Consider the following 17,091-nt stretch of genomic DNA (forward strand, 5'->3'; position numbering starts at 1 on the left):
GCTCGTATGTTTTTTTGTTCATGGGTGCTTCAATTCTGCAAGGTGTTGCACTTCAGATTTGAGGTCGCCCCGCAGCATTGCGGCACCAGGGTATTGGATCGGCACGATGCTGAACATGCCACAATTTGCCCCCATGTCTGTGCCGATCTCCCAGAACAATTCCTCTGCCGCCACCACCGGGCTTTTGCCCCAGTTGTATCTGCATGCCGTCGGCCCGGTCGGCACAGCGTATTACGAGCGTGTCTTTACCCGGTTTGAAACCCTGGGCCGCACCCCGCCAACCTGGAACCATGCCGCCGCCTTTTGCACCCTGGGCTGGTGCTTGCTGCGCGGGCTGTGGCGGCCTGCCGCTTTGTGGAGCAGCATGGCCCTGCTTTTAGCCGTACTGGTGTGGGCGGGGGCATTCAGCGCCCTGCCCCGGCAAGCACAAGTCAGCGTGGCCTTGCTCGGTGCCATCGTGCTGTGCGGCGTGCCCGGTTTTTTTGGCAATGGCTGGTACTACCGCCTGGTACACCAGCAGACCATGCACGCCTTGGAGGAATCTCCCTCCCTGGCCCAGGCACAAGCGCGGCTCGCACAGCAAGCCAGCAGCCAAAAGCAATGGCGGCTGGCAGCGGTGGGGCAGGTGGCCTTGTGGGCGCTGCTGGGGGTTTTTGCCTGGCATAGCGCAGACTCGGCCCCAGAGCCAGAGCCAGAGCCAGCGCCAGCGCCAGAACGCACGGTCGGGCCGCCGCAGTTGAACTTCCCCGAACCCACCACCACCGCCCCGGCAGAGGAGGTTGCGCCACCCGGCGCGGCCGCCCCCCTGGCCCCGCCAGAGTCCACACTGGCCATGGCACCCAGCAGTGCCATGACAGAGACCACAGCCACCGCTGCGCCCCCAGGCATCCTGCCCATCACCATGGCAGAAGCTATGCCAGCACCGGCAGCACCGGCACCAACGCCTGCGCCTGCGCCCAAGGTGGCTGCACCCAAAGCGGCCCCAGCGCCCAAAGCGGCCGCACCGGTAGCTAAAACCACCCGCTCCAAGCCCACCCCGCCCCCAGCGGCGGCCCCCCAAGAAAAGCCCGCCCGCACCAACAGCCAGTTTTATGTCACGTTGGGCACCTATGCCGAGGTGACCAACGCCGCTGCGGTAGAACGCAAAGTGCGCCAAGCCGGTTATGCGGCCCAAAGCTTTAGCACCACCAGCAACAAAGGCGTTTTAACGCGGCTGCGGGCCGGGCCGTTTGCCACCCGCGCCGAAGCCGAAAAAGCCCAGCGTGCATTGCGGGCCCAGCGCATTCCGGCCAGCGTTCAAGAGCAGCGGCGCTAAGCTGGACACAAACATCGTCACCACGGGCCGCTCTTTGACGCTCTTTGAAACTGTCTGAAAGGAACCCCATGCGCCTGCTTTTGCTTCTTGGCACCGCCAGCCTGCTCACCGCCTGCACCCTGCCCTTGCGCGGCACGGCCCCCCAGTCCGCCCCCCGCCCCGAACAGCGGTGCAACGCCCAAGCCGCCCAGTGGGCGATCGGCAAAACCGCCACCGAAAACAACGTCCATCAAGCCCGTGGGCAAGCCGGTGCCTACATGGTGCGGGTGATCCACCAAGGTGACCCAGCCCTGCCATTTAATCCCGAGCGGTTGAATTTAGAAGTCGATGCCACAGGGCGCATCGTGGCAGCCACTTGCGGTTAGGCGATGTGTTTAATCGCCCTGGGGCAAGAACAAGGCCTGCAAATCATTGAGAAAGTCAAAGCCCCGCTCGGTTGGCTGCACATGGTTGCCGCTGCGCTGCAGCAAGCCTAGGCGTTGTGCCTGCTCCAGCGCAGGGCCAATGCGATTGATGGACAAGCCCGTGCTGGCCGTGAAATCGAGCAGGCTAAACCCCCTGCGCAAGCGCAAGGCGTTGAGCATGTATTCAAACGGCAGGTCTTTGCGGCGCACATCCTCATCGCTGGCCAGGGGGCGACCGGCCAAGGCCGCCTCCATGTAGCGCTGCGGGTCGCGCAGGCGCACTTGGCGGGTAATGCGCTGGGCAAAACTGATTTTGCTGTGCGCCCCCGCACCGATGCCCAGGTAATCGCCAAACTGCCAGTAATTGCTGTTGTGCAGGCACTCATGGCGCGGCTGGGCATAGGCGGACACCTCGTAGCGCTGCAAACCGTGGGCCGCTGTGGCGGCGGTGATGGCATCGAGCATGTCGTACGCCTGGTCATCCTCGGGCAGCTGCCGTGGCGGGTGCTTGGCAAAGTAGGTGTTGGGTTCGATGCTCAGGTGGTACACCGACAAATGCGGCGGTGCAAACGACAAGGCCGTCTGCACATCGCGCTGCACATCGGCCAGCGTTTGCCCCGGCAGGGCATACATCACATCCAGATTGAACGTCTCAAAGGCCTGGGCCGCCTCGGCCACGGCAGCGCGGGCTTGTGCGGCGCTGTGTACCCGGCCCAGCGCCTGCAAAAAGCGGTCGTCAAAGCTTTGCACGCCAATCGACAGGCGCGTCACCCCAGCCTGGGCAAAGGCGGCAAAACGCTCGGTTTCAAAGGTGCCGGGGTTGGCCTCCAAGGTGATCTCGCACCCCGCCTCCAGCGGCAAGCGGGCGCGCAGACCGCTGATCAACTGGCCAATCGCCTGCGGGCTGAACAGGCTGGGCGTGCCACCACCAATGAAGATGCTGTACACCGGACGGCCCCAGACCATGCCCAGGCTGGCTTCCAAATCGGCCATCAGGGCATCGATATAGCGCTGCTCAGGCAACGGCTGGCCCTGGGCCAGGCCATGGGAGTTGAAATCGCAGTACGGGCATTTTTTCAGGCACCAGGGCAGGTGCACGTACAGCGCCAAAGGCGGCAGCGCCTGCAGTTGCAGCGTGCCAGCGCGCATGTAGTGCTGGATGTCTTGGGGGGCTTGGCCCAGGGGGCTGCTGTCGGTGGCGATGTCAATGGTGCGGGGCATGGCAATGGACTTGTGCATTACGCCAGCCAGCTGGAGCGCAGCAGCTCCATCATCAAGCGGCTGCTGCGGCCACGGTGGCTGAGTTGGTTTTTTTGTTCCGGGGGCATTTGCGCAAACGTCACGCCCAGTGGGGGATAGAGCAATACGGGGTCAAAGCCAAAGCCGCCCTCGCCCTGACGCTGGGGCGCGATCTCAATCGCCACCCGGCCTACGGCGATCAGCGGCTCAGGGTCTTGCGCATGGCGCACGCCCACCAAGGTGCTGACCATGGCCCCTTGGCGATTGGCGGGGCTGGGCTGCTGGGCCAATTGCTCCAGCACGGCTTGCACATTGTTGGCATCGCTTTTTTCGTAGCCAAATTGGGTGCAGTAATAGGCCGTCTGCACCCCCGGCAAGCCACCAAAGGCATCCAGGCACAAACCCGCATCGTCGGCAATGGCGGGCAGCCCCGTTTTTTCGGCAGCAAAACGGGCTTTGGCCAGGGCATTTTCGACAAAAGTGCAGTGCGGCTCTGGCGCTTCGCCAGCAAACAAATCGCCTTGGGTAATCAACTGCACCCCCAAGGGGGCCAGGATAGACTGCAATTCTGCGAGCTTGCCACGGTTATTGGACGCTAAAACAATCTTCATAATAACTAAAAAGTGTTGAAATATAAGCGCTAACAGCTATTGATTTTAATTAAACACACACAAGCAGCGTGTGCCAAAGCGCATCGCCTGGATGCTTTAAGAACGCGAACACGTTCTAAACCTTTTTATGCAGCGCTGAGCGGCGGATGGCTTCATTGATCTCGGCAATGCTGCGCTCGATCTCGGCCTCATCCAAATTCACGTCAAAGCCTTCCAAATCCTGCAAGGATTGAATGGTCGAAGAGAAGGTGTCTTCGCCACCGTGTTGGGTATCAGCCGCTTCCGGCTCCTGCTGCGCCTGCTCCCACTGCACGGCAATGGCAGTGACGTTATCGCTTTTGCTGCCGGCCACCTGCAAGGCCGCATCCACCAGGGCCGGCACGGCATCTTGCACGGGGGAGTTGCTCAGGCGCTGCAGCAAAATATGCTCTTGCAGCACATCCCACAGGCCATCCGAACACAGCAGCAAGCGATCGTTTTGCTGCAGCTTATGGGGCCCGGCAAAATCCAGCACCGGCCGGGCCTCGGCCCCCAAGCAGGTGTAGAGCACATTGCGATTCAAAATCTTGTGCGCCAGCTTCAAGGCCCCGGCCCGGTCCATCTCAGCGTAGGAGTGATCGCGCGTGCGCGCCTGCAGCACACCATCGCGCGCCCAGTACAAGCGCGAATCGCCACAGTTCACCCAGCTGACATACCCATCTTGAATCACCGCTGCCACCACCGTGGTGCGGGGCCCATCGCTCATGCGTTTGTGGCGGCCGTAAGCCAAGATGCGCTCGTGCGCCAGCATCACCCCTTGCTGCAAAAACGCTTGCACATCCGGCAAGCGTGGGGTGGCCTGGCGCTGAAACTCGGCCGCCAAGGTTTGCAGCGCCAATTGCGAGGCCACCTCGCCTTCGGCGTGCCCGCCCATGCCATCGGCCAGCACAAACAGCCCCGCCTCTCGGGTGTAGCAGTAGCCCATGCGGTCTTCATTGGTCGGCCGACCGCCCCGACGGCTTAATTGAAAAACGGAAAATTTCATGGCGCGTTTTGCTGCGACAGGGCCAACCCACCCGGCCCCTGCCCGATAAAGGCCCCCAATTGCAGACGAACCCGCTCGGCCGTGCTCAACTGGGTGTAACGGCGGTGGGTATCGTTGGTCAAAGCCTTGTGCAGTGCAAAGACCGATTGCGGTCGATTGCCCGCCTCCAGCTCCATCGACCACTGCACCAATTCCAAAATATTGTCGGAATAACTGCCACGCAAGCGGGCCAGGGCTGTGGGCAAGGCATCTTGCTCTTGGCGCTTGGGCACATCGGGCGGGGCCTGCCCCACCATGCACACATAAATACAAGCACCAATGGCATAAATATCGGTCCACGGGCCCATGGTGCTGTTGCTCTTGCGGTACATCTCGGGGGCGGCAAAACCCGGGGTGTACATCGGGCGGACAAAATTGCCCTGCTGGTTGAGCACCTCGCGGGCCGCACCAAAGTCGATCATTACGGCGCGGTCATCGTCGGTAATGAAAATATTGGCCGGTTTAATGTCCAGGTGCAGCATCTTGTACTGATGAACAATGCGCAAACCGCGCAATACCTCGTCAAACAAAGAGCGAATCGTTGATTCGCGCAATATCTTGGGCTCTTTGCGATTGCGCGCCAACAGGATGTATTCCTGCAAAGAGGCCCCTTGCAAATAGTTCATGACCATGTAAACCGTGTCATTTTCCCGAAAGAAATTGAGCACGCTGACCACGGAAGAATGGGCAATTTGCGTCAGCGCCCGCCCTTCTTCAAAAAAGCTTTTCAAGCCCAGCCGGTAGAGCGAAAGTTTTTCTTGCGCCACCTGGGGCACCAACTGCCCAGGCTCGCGCGAAACCAAGGCGGCAGGCAAATACTCTTTGATGGCCACTTCTTGGCCATTGGCATCTTGGGCCAAATACACCACGCCAAAGCCACCGGCGGCCAAGCGGCGCACGATGCGGTAACCACCAATCACGGTGTCAGGCGGCAGGGGAGCGGGTTTAGGTTTAGTTGTCATCTTTGCGCCGGGGCAGCACAGAAACCGGATAATCTTTCGGATTTGAAGCAACCCGAGAGAAGAGATAAGGCAATGCCAGTTTATAGCATGACGGGATACGCCAGCGCCCAGCTGACACCCGAGACCGCCACCGCCCCCACGGACACCCCTTGCGTGCGCCTGGGGCTGGAAATTCGTGCCGTCAATAGCCGTTTTTTAGACCTCACTTTTCGCCTCCCCGAAGAATTACGCGCCCAAGAGCCCGCCTTGCGCGCCCTGCTCAGCCGCCATCTCAAACGTGGCAAAGTGGAAGTGCGTGCCGCCATTGAGCAAGATGCCAGCGCCAGCCTCAGCACCCCCAGCATCGCCTTGCTCCAGCGCCTGAATATGGTGCAAGAGCATATTCAGGCCTGGCTGCCCAGCGCCAAAGCATTGAGTGTGGCCGATGCCCTGCGCTTGGCCGGCAACAGCGCCCCCACCACGACCAATTGGGCCAGCATTTTGTCGCCCCTGGCCGAGGAAGCCGTCACCGCTTTGCTCGACGCACGGGCCCGCGAGGGCAAGCGTTTGGCCAAAACCTTGCTCGATCGCATCGCCCAGCTGCGCGAATTGGCCGCCCAGGCCACGCCCCTGGTGCCGCAATTGGTCGAACAACAACGCCAACGCTTTTTAGAGCGCTGGCAAGAAGCCATGGGCCTGGCCCAGGGGCAGGTGCCAGCAGAAGCGGCGCAAGACCGCGCTTTGAGCGAAGCCACCGCGTTTGCCATTCGCATTGATGTGGCCGAAGAAATCACCCGCTTGGATGCCCACTTGGACGAGCTGGAGCGCCTGCTGAAAAAAGGCGGCGAAATCGGTAAGCGCCTGGACTTTCTCATTCAAGAATTGCATCGCGAGGCCAATACCCTGGGCTCTAAATCGGCCACGCTGGAGCTCACCCGCATCAGCGTCGATATGAAAGTGCTGATCGAGCAAATGCGCGAGCAAGTCCAAAACATCGAATAACGCACGGCAAAACGCACCTGCGTGCCATAACAAAACCCACAGGGCTCCCTATGGAGCCCTTTTTCACAGACAATCGCCGCTTTGCACATTTTGTGTATGCAACAACTGCCCGGAAACCTCTTTGTCGTTGCCGCCCCCAGTGGGGCGGGTAAATCCAGCTTGGTCAAAGCTTTGCGCTCGTTTGATGCGCGGGTTTACCCCTCGGTTTCGCACACCACCCGCGCCCCACGCGGACAAGAAAAACACGGCCGTGAATATTTTTTCGCCTCCGAAGCGGAATTTGATGCCATGGTCGCCAACAATGCGTTTATCGAATGGGCCAACGTGCACAACAAACGCTACGGCACCTCGAAAAAGGGCATTCAAGAGCGCTTGGCCAATGGCGATGATGTGCTGCTAGAAATCGACTACCAAGGCGCTTTGCAAGTGCGCGATGCTTTCCCGCAAGCGGTGCTGATTTTTATCTTGCCCCCCAGCTGGGAAGAATTGCGCTCACGCCTGGAAAACCGGGGCGAAGATGCGCCCGAGGTGATTGAACTGCGCATGAAGAATGCCGCCACCGAAATGGCCCAGGTCAAAGAATTTGACTTCGTTATAATTAACGAGTTATTCGAGAGTGCGCTGTTTGACCTCAAAACCATTATTCACGCGCACCGCCTCAAATACACCAGCCAGCGCCGCCTGCGCTCTGATGTATTCACTTCCCTTCACCTGCCTGTTTAATTTTTTGCTGGAGTACCCTGCCAATGGCACGCATTACCGTTGAAGACTGCCTAGAGCAGATCCCTAACCGCTTTCAATTGGTGCTGGCCGCGACCTACCGCGCCCGCATGTTGAGCCAAGGCCACGCCCCCAAGGTGGAGTGCCAAAACAAGCCAGCCGTCACGGCACTGCGCGAAATTGCTGAGGGCAAAATCGGCATTGAAATGCTGAAAAAAGTCCCGGGCTAAAACGTGTTTGGGGGCATGGTGCAACCTATCCCCCCAGCAATAAGGGCACCGCTTTTTGCGGTGCTTTTTTTTTGCACCTGCACAAGCTTGTTTTATCACGCTACAGTTGGTCTATGAACGCGGCTGCCACCACATCGTCCTTTCCTTCCCTTCCCATTGACAAAAACCTGCCCGAAGCAGAGCGCTTGCGCTTGGCAGCCGATGTCTCGGCCCAGCATTTCGAGCATTTGCTGGGTTTTTTAAGCTATTTGGACAGCAACAGCACCGCCATGGTGCGCCGCGCTTGGCAGTTTGCCGACCAGGCCCACCGCAACCAATGGCGCAGCAGCGGCGATCCTTACATTACCCACCCGATTGCCGTGGCAGGCATCTGTGCCAACTGGAAACTCGATGCGCAAGCGCTGTCCGCTGCCTTGCTGCACGATGCCATGGAAGACTGCGGCATCACCAAAGACGATTTGCGCCAACAGTTTGACGAGACGGTGGCCGAGCTGGTCGATGGCCTGACCAAGCTGGACAAGCTGCACTTCAACTCCCGCGAAGAGACCCAGGCCGAATCCTTTCGCAAAATGCTGCTGGCCATGGCCAAGGATGTGCGCGTCATCCTCATCAAGCTGGCCGACCGCACGCACAACATGCGCACCATGGGGGACATGCCGCGCAGCAAGTGGGGGCGTATTTCGTCTGAAACTCTGGAGATTTTTGCTCCTATTGCCCACCGTTTGGGCCTGAACCAGTCCTACCGCGAGCTGCAAGACCTGGCTTTTCGCCACCTGCACCCGTGGCGGTATGAAACGCTGGAAAAAGCGATTGCCAAATCCCGCACCCGCCGCAACGACTTGGTGCAGCGGGTACACAACGAGGTCGAGGCCACGTTTAAACGCGTTGGCCTCCCGGCCCGCTTGGCCGGTCGAGAAAACACACTGTTTGTGCTCTACCAAAAAATGCAGCGCAACCACTTGAGCTTTGCCCAGGTGACCGACATTTACGGCTTTCGCATCATCTTGCCCACCACCACCGATTGCTACACCGCCCTGGGGGTGCTGCACCAGCTGTACAAGCCCGTGCCGGGCCGCTTCAAAGACCATATTGCCATTGCCAAAACCAATGGCTACCAATCGCTGCACACCACGCTGGTTGGCCCATCGGGGGTGAACATCGAATTTCAGCTGCGCACCGAATCCATGCACATCGTCGCTGAGGCGGGGGTGGCTGCCCACTGGCTGTACCAATCCGAGGGCCGCCAGCAAGAGGCGCTGAACACCAAGTGGCTGCAATCGCTGCTGGACATTCAAACCGAAACGCGCGATGCCAGCGAGTTCTGGGACAACGTGAAGGTCGATCTGTTTCCGGACTCGATCTACGTTTTCACCCCCAAGAGCAAAGTGTTCTCCATGCCGCAAGGGGCCACGGCCATTGACTTTGCCTACGCCATTCACAGCAACGTGGGCCACCATGCCTGCGGGGCCGTCATCAACGGCGAGGTAGCCAGCCTGCGCACGGTGCTCAAAAGCGGTGACGTGGTGGCCATTACCCTGGACGAGAACGCCGCGCCCAACGCCATGTGGCTGAATTTTGCCAAGACCGGCCGGGCCCGCTCCAAAATTCGCAACCACCTCAAAACCGTGGCGCAAACCGAATCGGCCGCCCTGGGCGAGCAGCTGCTGACCCAGGCCCTGCGCGAAGAGGGGATTGCTGACCTGCCCTCCGACGAGGAGGCCCAAGATGCCCTGTGGCAGGCCATCCTCAAGCCTGGACAGACCCAAACCGAGCTGCTCTCGGACATCGGCCTGGGCCGCCAGGTGGCGACCTTGGTGGCGCAGCAAATCACCGCCTACCTGCAGCACCAGGGCCAGCGCCCCGATGCACTGCTGCTAACCCAGCAGCGCTTTACGCAAGGCAACCGGCCCCAGCGCAGCGTCATCCTGGACAGCCAGAACCGCACCGCCACCCACTACGCCCCGTGCTGCACCCCGGTGCCGGGCGATGAGGTCATTGGCTACCTGGGCCATGGCGATGGCCTGCACATTCACCGCAGCGACTGCCCCGAAGCGCAGCGGCTTTTGGAGCGCCAGCCCGAGCGGCACATTGCCGTGGAATGGGGCGAAGACATCCACAACGACCATCTGTACAACGCCAACATTACCTTGGCCGTGCAAAACGGCCGGGGTGTACTGGCGCGCATTGCCCAGGTGCTGGCCGATAGCGATGTGGATATCCGCCGCGTGGACATTGAGGACGAATCGGCCATGCAGACCACCGTGCTGCGCTTTACCATCGCGGTGCACGACCAGCTGCAACTGGAGAGCGCATTGCGGGCGCTGCGCCGCAATGCGGCGGTGCGCAGCTGCAGCCGGGTGCTGGCACCGTAGGCCGCGCACAGCACACCAGCATTAAAAACAAGAGCTGTTTGCGCTTAAAAATAAAGGAATTCAAGGCAAAAAGCCTTTGAAACCTTTTATTTAAAAGCGGAAACAGCTCTTTTTTTATTTTAATTGGGCCGGGCTTGGCGGGTATTGCACTGCCAACACCTCCAGCATCCGCACCCCGGCGGGTGTGGGCAGGGGCACTTCATCGCCCACCCGCGCTTTGAGCAAGGCCCGGGCCACGGGGGCCACCCAACTGACCTGGCCCTGGCTGGTTTGCGCCTCGTCAATGCCCAGGATGGTGATGGTGCGCTCGACCTCTTCATCATCCACATAGATGACGGTGGCCCCAAAAAAAACCTGGTCGCTGCCGCTGTGCACGCTGGGCTCGACCACCTCGGCCATCTCTAGGCGCTTGGTTAAAAAGCGAATGCGCCGGTCAATTTCGCGCAAACGCTTTTTGCCGTAGAGGTAGTCGCCGTTTTCTGAGCGGTCGCCATTGCTGGCGGCCCAGTGCACGGTTTCCACCACCTTGGGGCGTTCCTCGTCAATCAGGGCCAGCAGCTCGGTTTTCAGCGCCGCGTAGCCCTGCGGGGTGATGTAGTTCTTGCTGCCGGGGGGGATTTGGGGCAGGCGGGGCAGGTCGTCGTCATCGTCGTCCTGGTGCCCATCGGGTTCTTTGGTGAAGGCTTTGCTCATGGGGGGCGATCTTCACACAAGCGCACGGCTGCGCCAACGGATCGGCCCCCACGGCGCAGCGGCTTTTGCCTCAACTTGGTGCAGGGCCAGGGCGGCCATGCACCGCAATGGTTCATGGCCGCCTGGGCCGGGGGCTTCGCTCCCCAGAGCACTCACCAGGGCATAAAGATGGCACGCTTGTTGCTTAAACCTGGGAGTTCCTCCACCTCTTAGCAAACGAGAGCACTTCCATGTCACTGAAAACCCACTCCCTCCTCCAAGAGCACAACGCCCGCTGGGTCGATCTGCGCTTTACCGACACGCTGGGCAAAGAGCACCACGTCACCTTCCCCGCCGAGGCCATGCAGGCCGATGCCTTTGAAGACGGCAAGATGTTCGATGGCTCGTCCATCCACGGCTGGAAGGGCATCGAAGCCTCAGACATGGTGCTGCTGCCCGACGACCAGACCGCCGTGCTCGACCCCTTTGCCGAAGAGCCCACCGTCATCGTGCGCGCCGATGTGCTGGAGCCATCGACCATGCAGGGCTACGCCCGCGACCCGCGCTCCATCGCCCGGCGGGCCGAGCTGTACCTGCGCTCCACGGGCATTGCCGATACCGCCTACTTTGGGCCGGAGCCAGAATTTTTCATCTTCGATTCAGTGCAATGGCAAACGCAGATGGACAGTGCCAGCTTCCAGATCCACTCTGCCGAAGGTGCCTGGGCGAACAACCAGGACATGGGCGGCCACAACCCCGGCCACCGCCCGCGCGTCAAAGGGGGCTACTTTCCGGTGCCCCCCGTCGATTCGCTGCACGGCGTGCGCACGGCCATGTGCAACGCCATGCAGGCCATGGGCCTGAAGATCGAGGTGCATCACCATGAAGTGGCCAATGCCGGGCAGTGCGAAATTGGCGTGGCCTTCAACACCCTGGTGAACAAGGCCGACGAGGTGCAAATCCTCAAATACTGCATCCACAACACCGCCCACGCCCACGGCAAGACTGCCACCTTCATGCCCAAACCCCTGGTGGGCGACAACGGCTCGGGCATGCACGTGCACCAGTCGCTGTTCAAGGACGGCAAGAACCTGTTCTTTGGCACCGAGTACGCCAACCTGTCGGAGCTGGCGCTGTTCTACATCGGCGGCATCATCCACCACGCCCACGCCCTGAACGCCATTACCAACCCCGGCACGAACAGCTACAAGCGCCTGGTGCCCGGCTATGAAGCGCCGGTAATGCTGGCGTACTCGGCCAGCAACCGCTCGGCCTCGATCCGCATCCCCCACACCTCCAGCCCCAAGGCGCAGCGCATCGAATGCCGCTTCCCCGATCCGCTGGCCAACCCCTACCTGGCGTTCTCGGCCCTGCTGATGGCCGGGTTGGACGGCATCCGCAACCGCATCCACCCGGGCGACGCGATGAGCAAAAACCTCTACCACCTGCCCCCGGAAGAAGCGGCCAACGTCCCGCGCGTGGCGCACAGCTTGGCGCAGGCGCTGGACGCACTCAAGGCCGATAATCGCTTTTTGCTGGAAGGCGGAGTTTTCACCGAAGACATGCTGCAGGCCTATATCGACTGCAAAATGGACGAGGTCACCCGCCTGCGCCAGGCCGTACACCCGGTTGAATTCGACCTGTACTACAGCCTGTAAAGGATGCGCGGCAGCGGCCCTTTTCCTTCCCCCACACCAGAGAAAGCGTGAACGATACCGCTGCCCCCACCCCTGCTGCCACGGCCAGCGAGTGCCTGACCGGGCCCATGCCCGCGCTGGCCCATCTGGCCACCGCGGTGCTGCTGCTGGATGCGCAATTGCGCATCCAGTACGCCAACCATGCGGCCGAGCAATTGCTGGCCACCGGCCTGTCGCGCCTGCGCAACCAGGCGTTCAGCACGTTTTTGGACGATGCCGACGGCAGCGCCGCCGCCAACCTAGATTTGGCACTGCACGCCCAGCAGCCCTACACCCAGCGCCAAGCGCGGCTGCTGGGTGCGGGCGAAATGCAGTTGGCCGTGGCCGATTACACCGTCACCCCCCTGCCCGCCACACTGGGCACCGCCCCGGCCGCCCCGGAACAGGCGGACACCCCAGGGGGCCAACAATTGCTGGTGGAGCTGCACCCGCTGGACCGGCTGATCCACAACAACCGCGAAGACAGCCTGTTCACCACCAACCAAGCCACCCGCGCCCTGGTGCGCGGCATGGCGCATGAGATCAAAAACCCGCTGGGCGGCATTCGCGGTGCCGCGCAGCTGCTAGAGCGCCAACTAGACAGCGCCGAGCTGCGCGAATACACCGCCGTCATCATCCACGAGGCCGACCGCCTGCGCGCCCTGGCCGACCGGATGCTGGGTGCCCGCCAGCCCCCGGCCTTTGCGCGGGTAAACATCCACCAAATTCTGGAGCGCGTGCGCCGCATCCTGCAGGCCGAAGCGGGCGATGCCGTGCAACTGGTGCGCGATTACGACCCCAGCCTGCCCGAGGTCTGGGCCGATCCCGACCAGTTGATCCAAGTCTTTCTCAACATCATGGGCAACGCCGTGCAATGCCTGCTGGAAATGCCCCCCAACCAGGCTGCCGACAGACTGCCGCCGCGCGTGCTGATCCGCTCGCGCGTGCTGCGCCGCTTCACCATCGGCACGCGCTGCCACGCCCTGCTGTGCCAGGTGGAGATCGAGGACAACGGCCCCGGCATCAGCACCGAGCTGCGCGAGACGGTGTTCTACCCCATGGTCACCGGGCGCTCGCAGGGCACCGGCCTGGGGCTGCCCATTGCCCAGGCCATCATGCAGCAGCACGGCGGCCTGATCGAATGCGAGAGCCAGCCGGGGCAGACCATCTTCAAAGTTCTGGTGCCCTTTCCTCCCACCAACGATGGCACTGTGCCAGGAGATTCCCATGCCCAGCCCTGAGCTTGTCTGGATCATTGACGACGACCAATCCATCCGCTGGGTGCTGGACAAGGCACTGGCCCAAGCCGACCTGCACACCTGCGTCTTTGACAGCGCCGAAGCCGCCCTGGCCAAGCTGGCCAAAGCCCCGCCCAGCGCCATCCTGACCGACATCCGGATGCCCGGCATGGACGGCCTGGGCCTGCTGGCCCAGGTGCGCCAGACCTGCCCGCAGGTGCCGGTGATCATCATGACGGCGCATTCCGACCTGGACAGCGCCATCCAGTCCTACCAAGGCGGCGCCTTTGAGTACCTGCCCAAACCGTTTGACGTGGACGAGGCCGTGGCCCTGGTGCGCCGCGCCCTGGCGCACGCCCGCGAGGCCCGCGCAGCCCTGGACAACCAAAGCGCCACCGCCTCGGCGGACATCCAGACCGACGGTTTGATTGGCGAAGCGCCCGCCATGCAGGAAGTCTTTCGCACCATTGGTCGGCTGTCGCAGTCGCACATCACCGTGCTCATCAATGGCGCATCAGGCACCGGCAAAGAGCTGGTCGCCCAGGCCCTGCACCGCCACAGCCCGCGCCGCGCCGCGCCCTTTATTGCGCTGAACATGGCGGCCATCCCGCGCGACCTGATCGAGTCCGAACTGTTCGGCCACGAGCGCGGCGCCTTCACCGGGGCCACCGCCCAGCGCCAAGGCCGCTTTGAGCAGGCCCAGGGCGGCACGCTGTTTCTCGATGAGATTGGCGACATGCCACTCGAGGCGCAAACGCGCCTGCTGCGCGTGCTGTCCGAGGGCAGCTTTCACCGCGTGGGCGGGCACACCGCCATCCGTGCCGATGTGCGCATCATTGCCGCCACGCACCAAAACCTGGAGATGCTGGTGCGCCAAGGACGCTTTCGCGAGGACTTGTTCTACCGCCTGAACGTCATCCGCATCCAGCTGCCCACCCTGAGCGAGCGGCGCGAGGACATCCCCCGCCTGGCCGCTTTTTTCCTGCAGCAAAGCGCGCGCGAGCTGGGCATGGCCCCGCGCACGCTCTCACCCCAGGTGCAGCAGCACTTGGCGCAATGGGACTGGCCGGGCAATGTGCGCCAGCTGGAGAACGTTTGCCGCTGGATCACCGTCATGGCGGCCAGCCGGGAGGTTCACCTCAGCGATCTGCCCCTGGACGTGCAGCAAGCCCCCAAGGCCGCCGCCGAAGGGCTGCCGGGCAACGCAGACAACGCAGGCACCGCCCCCATCACCTGGGAACACGCCTTGGGCCAATGGGCCGGCAACGCCCTGCGCCAGGGTCAGGGCGACTTGCTGCAGCAGGCACTGCCCGCCTTTGAGCGCATCATGATCACCACCGCCCTGCGCCACACGGCCGGCGGCCGCCGCGATGCGGCCCAGCTGCTGGGCTGGGGCCGCAACACGCTCACGCGCAAAATCAAGGAGCTGGGCCTGGAAGCGGCTGCCGCCAGCGAGCACGACGGCGACAGCGACAACCACAGCGACGACGAAGACAGCTGACAACCGCCCCAGGGCCGGCCCCGGTGCCGGCCCTGGCAGGGGCCAAAAACGGGCACCCTCCCACCCCCACGCACAATAACGGGACGAAGCCACCACAGGCCCAGCCCCAAAAATAATAAAAATAATAGCTGTAAGCGCTTTACCTATAAGCGCAAAGTGCCAAAAACACTCAAACTTTTCATTTCTGGCACGGCTTGTGCTTACCTGCTGGGTATTCATTCACCCTACACCAGGAGCGCACTATGCGGATCGTGACCGCCATCATCAAACCCTTCAAGCTCGACGAGGTGCGCCAGGCGCTCTCAGACCTGGGCATCCGGGGCATCACCGTCACCGAAGTCAAGGGCTTTGGCCGCCAAAAGGGCCACACCGAGCTGTACCGGGGGGCCGAGTACGTGGTCGATTTTCTGCCCAAGGTCAAGGTCGAGGCCGCCGTCGAGGCCAGCCAGGTTGAGCTGGTCATCGAGGCCATCGAAAACGCCGCCCGCACCGGAAAGATCGGCGACGGCAAGATTTTCGTCACCGTGCTGGAGCAGGTGGTGCGCATCCGCACCGGCGAAACCGGCCCCGAAGCCCTGTAGAGCGCCCCCTTGCCCCCAGCGGCGAGCCCTCCCTTTTGCCATCCCTTTTTGCCCCCCTTTTGCCACCCTTTTTCTGCAAGAGACTGACATGAAAAAATCACTTCCTGCCATCGCACCAGGCCTGCCCCTGGGCCTGCTCCTGGGTTTATCAACGGCTGCGCCCAGGGCCTTCGCCCAAGAAGCGGCCGCCCCGGCCCTGGAAGCCGCAGCCAGCCTCAACGCGGGCGATACCGCGTGGATGCTGACCTCCACCATGCTGGTGATTCTGATGGTCATCCCCGGCCTGGCGCTGTTCTACGGCGGCTTGGTGCGCAGCAAAAACATGCTGTCCGTGCTGGCGCAGGTGTTCACCATCTTTGCGCTGATCACCGTGTTGTGGGCCATTTACGGCTTTTCGCTGACCTTCGGCGGCACAGGGCTGTTTTACGGCGGTTTTGACAAGCTGTTCCTGGCCGGCATCACGCCGGAGACGCTCTCGGCCACGCTGGGCACCATTCCTGAATACGTGTTCGTGGCCTTCCAGTCCACCTTTGCCGCCATCACCGTGGCGCTGATCGTGGGGGCGTTTGCCGAGCGCATGAAGTTCTTGGCCGTGATGATCTTCTCGGTGCTGTGGTTCACCCTGAGCTACATCCCCATGGCGCACATGGTCTGGGGTGGCGGCCTGCTGGCCGAAGATGGAGCGCTGGATTTTGCCGGCGGCACCGTCGTCCACATCAACGCCGCCGTGGCTGGGCTGGTGGGGGCATACATGACCGGCAAACGCATCGGCTTTGGCAAGGAGGCGCTGCCGCCGCACAGCCTGACGCTGACCATGGTGGGGGCCTCGCTGCTGTGGGTGGGCTGGTTTGGTTTCAACGCCGGTTCGGCCGGGGCGGCCAACGGCATTGCCGGGCTGGCCTTCATCAACACCATTTTGGCCACTGGCGCAGCCACCGTGGCCTGGCTGGTGGCCGAGGGGCTGCACAAAGGCAAGGCCTCGATGCTGGGGGCGGCCTCAGGGGCGGTGGCGGGGTTGGTCACCATCACCCCGGCGGCCGGGTTTGTCGGGCCGATGGGCTCCATCGCCATGGGCTTGGTGGCCGGGCCGCTGTGCCTGTGGGGCGTGTCGGGCCTCAAGCGCCTGCTGAAAGCCGATGATGTGTGCGACGTTTTCGGCATCCACGGCGTGGGCGGCATTCTGGGGGCCATTCTGACCGGCGTGTTCTGCGCCGCCAGCCTGGGTGGGGTGGAGCCAGAGGGCTTCAACATGGCCGCGCAAGTGTGGGTGCAGTGCAAGAGCGTGCTCATCACCGTGGTCTGGTGCGCGGTGGCCTCGTTCCTGTGCTTCAAAGCGGCTGACCTGCTGGTGGGCCTGCGCGTCTCGGAAGAAGACGAGCGCCGGGGTCTGGACATTTCCGTGCATGGCGAGCGGGCCTATGTGTCCTGATGCCTGACGCGGCAGCGCCGTGCTTAACGGCGCAGCGCAGCACAGCGCCCATGCCCAATATGGGGCATGGGCGCTCTTTTTTGGTGCATGGCAGGGG

At 62.2% G+C, this 17,091-nt stretch carries 16 protein-coding genes; 11 read left to right on the forward strand and 5 right to left on the reverse strand.

The features are described 5' to 3' along the window. Window positions 1-133 precede the first annotated feature (133 nt). Window positions 134-1,315 carry an SPOR domain-containing protein gene (locus tag ACFO24_RS13065; protein ID WP_377738738.1) on the forward strand — a complete coding sequence of 394 codons (1,182 nt, stop codon included), beginning with the start codon at window positions 134-136 and terminating at the stop codon, window positions 1,313-1,315. A gap of 68 nt (window positions 1,316-1,383) precedes the next feature. Beyond that, on the forward strand, window positions 1,384-1,680 hold the full coding sequence (locus ACFO24_RS13070; protein WP_207576217.1) for an I78 family peptidase inhibitor: 297 nt from the start codon (window positions 1,384-1,386) through the stop codon (window positions 1,678-1,680). A gap of 9 nt (window positions 1,681-1,689) precedes the next feature. On the opposite strand, the gene hemW is transcribed toward ACFO24_RS13070, so the two are convergent. The 4 genes from hemW to ACFO24_RS13090 all read right to left on the reverse strand — a co-directional run bounded on the left by hemW (window position 1,690) and on the right by ACFO24_RS13090 (window position 5,594). Further along, complete coding sequence (hemW, locus tag ACFO24_RS13075) at window positions 1,690-2,940, reverse strand: radical SAM family heme chaperone HemW (protein WP_207576228.1); 1,251 nt, start codon at window positions 2,938-2,940, stop codon at window positions 1,690-1,692. 17 nt (window positions 2,941-2,957) lie between these two features. Further along, complete coding sequence (locus ACFO24_RS13080; protein WP_377738739.1) at window positions 2,958-3,569, reverse strand: non-canonical purine NTP pyrophosphatase; 612 nt, start codon at window positions 3,567-3,569, stop codon at window positions 2,958-2,960. 115 nt (window positions 3,570-3,684) lie between these two features. Beyond that, on the reverse strand, window positions 3,685-4,593 hold the full coding sequence (locus ACFO24_RS13085; RefSeq protein WP_377738740.1) for a PP2C family protein-serine/threonine phosphatase: 909 nt from the start codon (window positions 4,591-4,593) through the stop codon (window positions 3,685-3,687). Continuing rightward, the gene (locus ACFO24_RS13090) at window positions 4,590-5,594 is read right to left on the reverse strand and encodes a serine/threonine protein kinase (RefSeq protein WP_377738741.1); all 1,005 of its coding nucleotides are present in this window, start codon (window positions 5,592-5,594) and stop codon (window positions 4,590-4,592) included. The genes ACFO24_RS13085 and ACFO24_RS13090 overlap by 4 nt, the downstream gene beginning before the upstream one ends. An 87-nt stretch (window positions 5,595-5,681) precedes the next feature. Between ACFO24_RS13090 and ACFO24_RS13095 the strand changes: the two genes are divergently transcribed. The 4 genes from ACFO24_RS13095 to ACFO24_RS13110 all read left to right on the forward strand — a co-directional run bounded on the left by ACFO24_RS13095 (window position 5,682) and on the right by ACFO24_RS13110 (window position 9,897). Further along, the gene (locus ACFO24_RS13095; RefSeq protein ID WP_377738742.1) at window positions 5,682-6,575 is read left to right on the forward strand and encodes a YicC/YloC family endoribonuclease; all 894 of its coding nucleotides are present in this window, start codon (window positions 5,682-5,684) and stop codon (window positions 6,573-6,575) included. Window positions 6,576-6,671: 96 nt separating this feature from the next. Beyond that, on the forward strand, window positions 6,672-7,298 hold the full coding sequence (gene gmk / locus ACFO24_RS13100; protein WP_377738743.1) for a guanylate kinase: 627 nt from the start codon (window positions 6,672-6,674) through the stop codon (window positions 7,296-7,298). Window positions 7,299-7,321: 23 nt separating this feature from the next. Then, window positions 7,322-7,525, forward strand: a complete 204-nt coding sequence (gene rpoZ, locus ACFO24_RS13105; RefSeq protein ID WP_377738745.1) for a DNA-directed RNA polymerase subunit omega — start codon at window positions 7,322-7,324, stop codon at window positions 7,523-7,525. Between the two features lie 113 nt (window positions 7,526-7,638). Further along, window positions 7,639-9,897, forward strand: a complete 2,259-nt coding sequence (locus ACFO24_RS13110) for a RelA/SpoT family protein (protein ID WP_377738746.1) — start codon at window positions 7,639-7,641, stop codon at window positions 9,895-9,897. A gap of 114 nt (window positions 9,898-10,011) precedes the next feature. Here the strand turns inward: ACFO24_RS13110 and greB are convergent, their stop codons facing one another. Continuing rightward, entirely contained in the window at window positions 10,012-10,590 is a 579-nt protein-coding gene (gene greB / locus ACFO24_RS13115) for a transcription elongation factor GreB (protein ID WP_377738747.1), read from the reverse strand. Window positions 10,591-10,820: 230 nt separating this feature from the next. On the opposite strand from greB, the gene glnA reads away from it, so the two are divergent. The 5 genes from glnA (at window position 10,821) to ACFO24_RS13140 (ending at window position 16,994) form a co-directional block, all read left to right on the forward strand. Next, entirely contained in the window at window positions 10,821-12,227 is a 1,407-nt protein-coding gene (gene glnA, locus ACFO24_RS13120; protein WP_377738748.1) for a type I glutamate--ammonia ligase, read from the forward strand. A 47-nt stretch (window positions 12,228-12,274) separates the two neighbouring features. After that, window positions 12,275-13,486 carry a nitrogen regulation protein NR(II) gene (gene glnL, locus ACFO24_RS13125; protein ID WP_377738749.1) on the forward strand — a complete coding sequence of 404 codons (1,212 nt, stop codon included), beginning with the start codon at window positions 12,275-12,277 and terminating at the stop codon, window positions 13,484-13,486. Then, window positions 13,473-14,984 (forward strand): nitrogen regulation protein NR(I), encoded by a 1,512-nt coding sequence (ntrC, locus tag ACFO24_RS13130; protein ID WP_377738750.1) that lies wholly within the window; start codon window positions 13,473-13,475, stop codon window positions 14,982-14,984. Before glnL ends, ntrC begins: the two co-directional genes overlap by 14 nt. A 242-nt stretch (window positions 14,985-15,226) precedes the next feature. Next, window positions 15,227-15,565, forward strand: a complete 339-nt coding sequence (locus tag ACFO24_RS13135) for a P-II family nitrogen regulator (protein WP_207576112.1) — start codon at window positions 15,227-15,229, stop codon at window positions 15,563-15,565. 88 nt (window positions 15,566-15,653) lie between these two features. Beyond that, window positions 15,654-16,994, forward strand: coding sequence for an ammonium transporter (locus tag ACFO24_RS13140; protein ID WP_377738752.1), 1,341 nt, complete (start codon window positions 15,654-15,656; stop codon window positions 16,992-16,994). Window positions 16,995-17,091 lie beyond the last annotated feature (97 nt).

The sequence above is a fragment of the Comamonas denitrificans genome (assembly GCF_042654745.1).
Taxonomy (GTDB): domain Bacteria; phylum Pseudomonadota; class Gammaproteobacteria; order Burkholderiales; family Burkholderiaceae_C; genus Comamonas; species Comamonas denitrificans.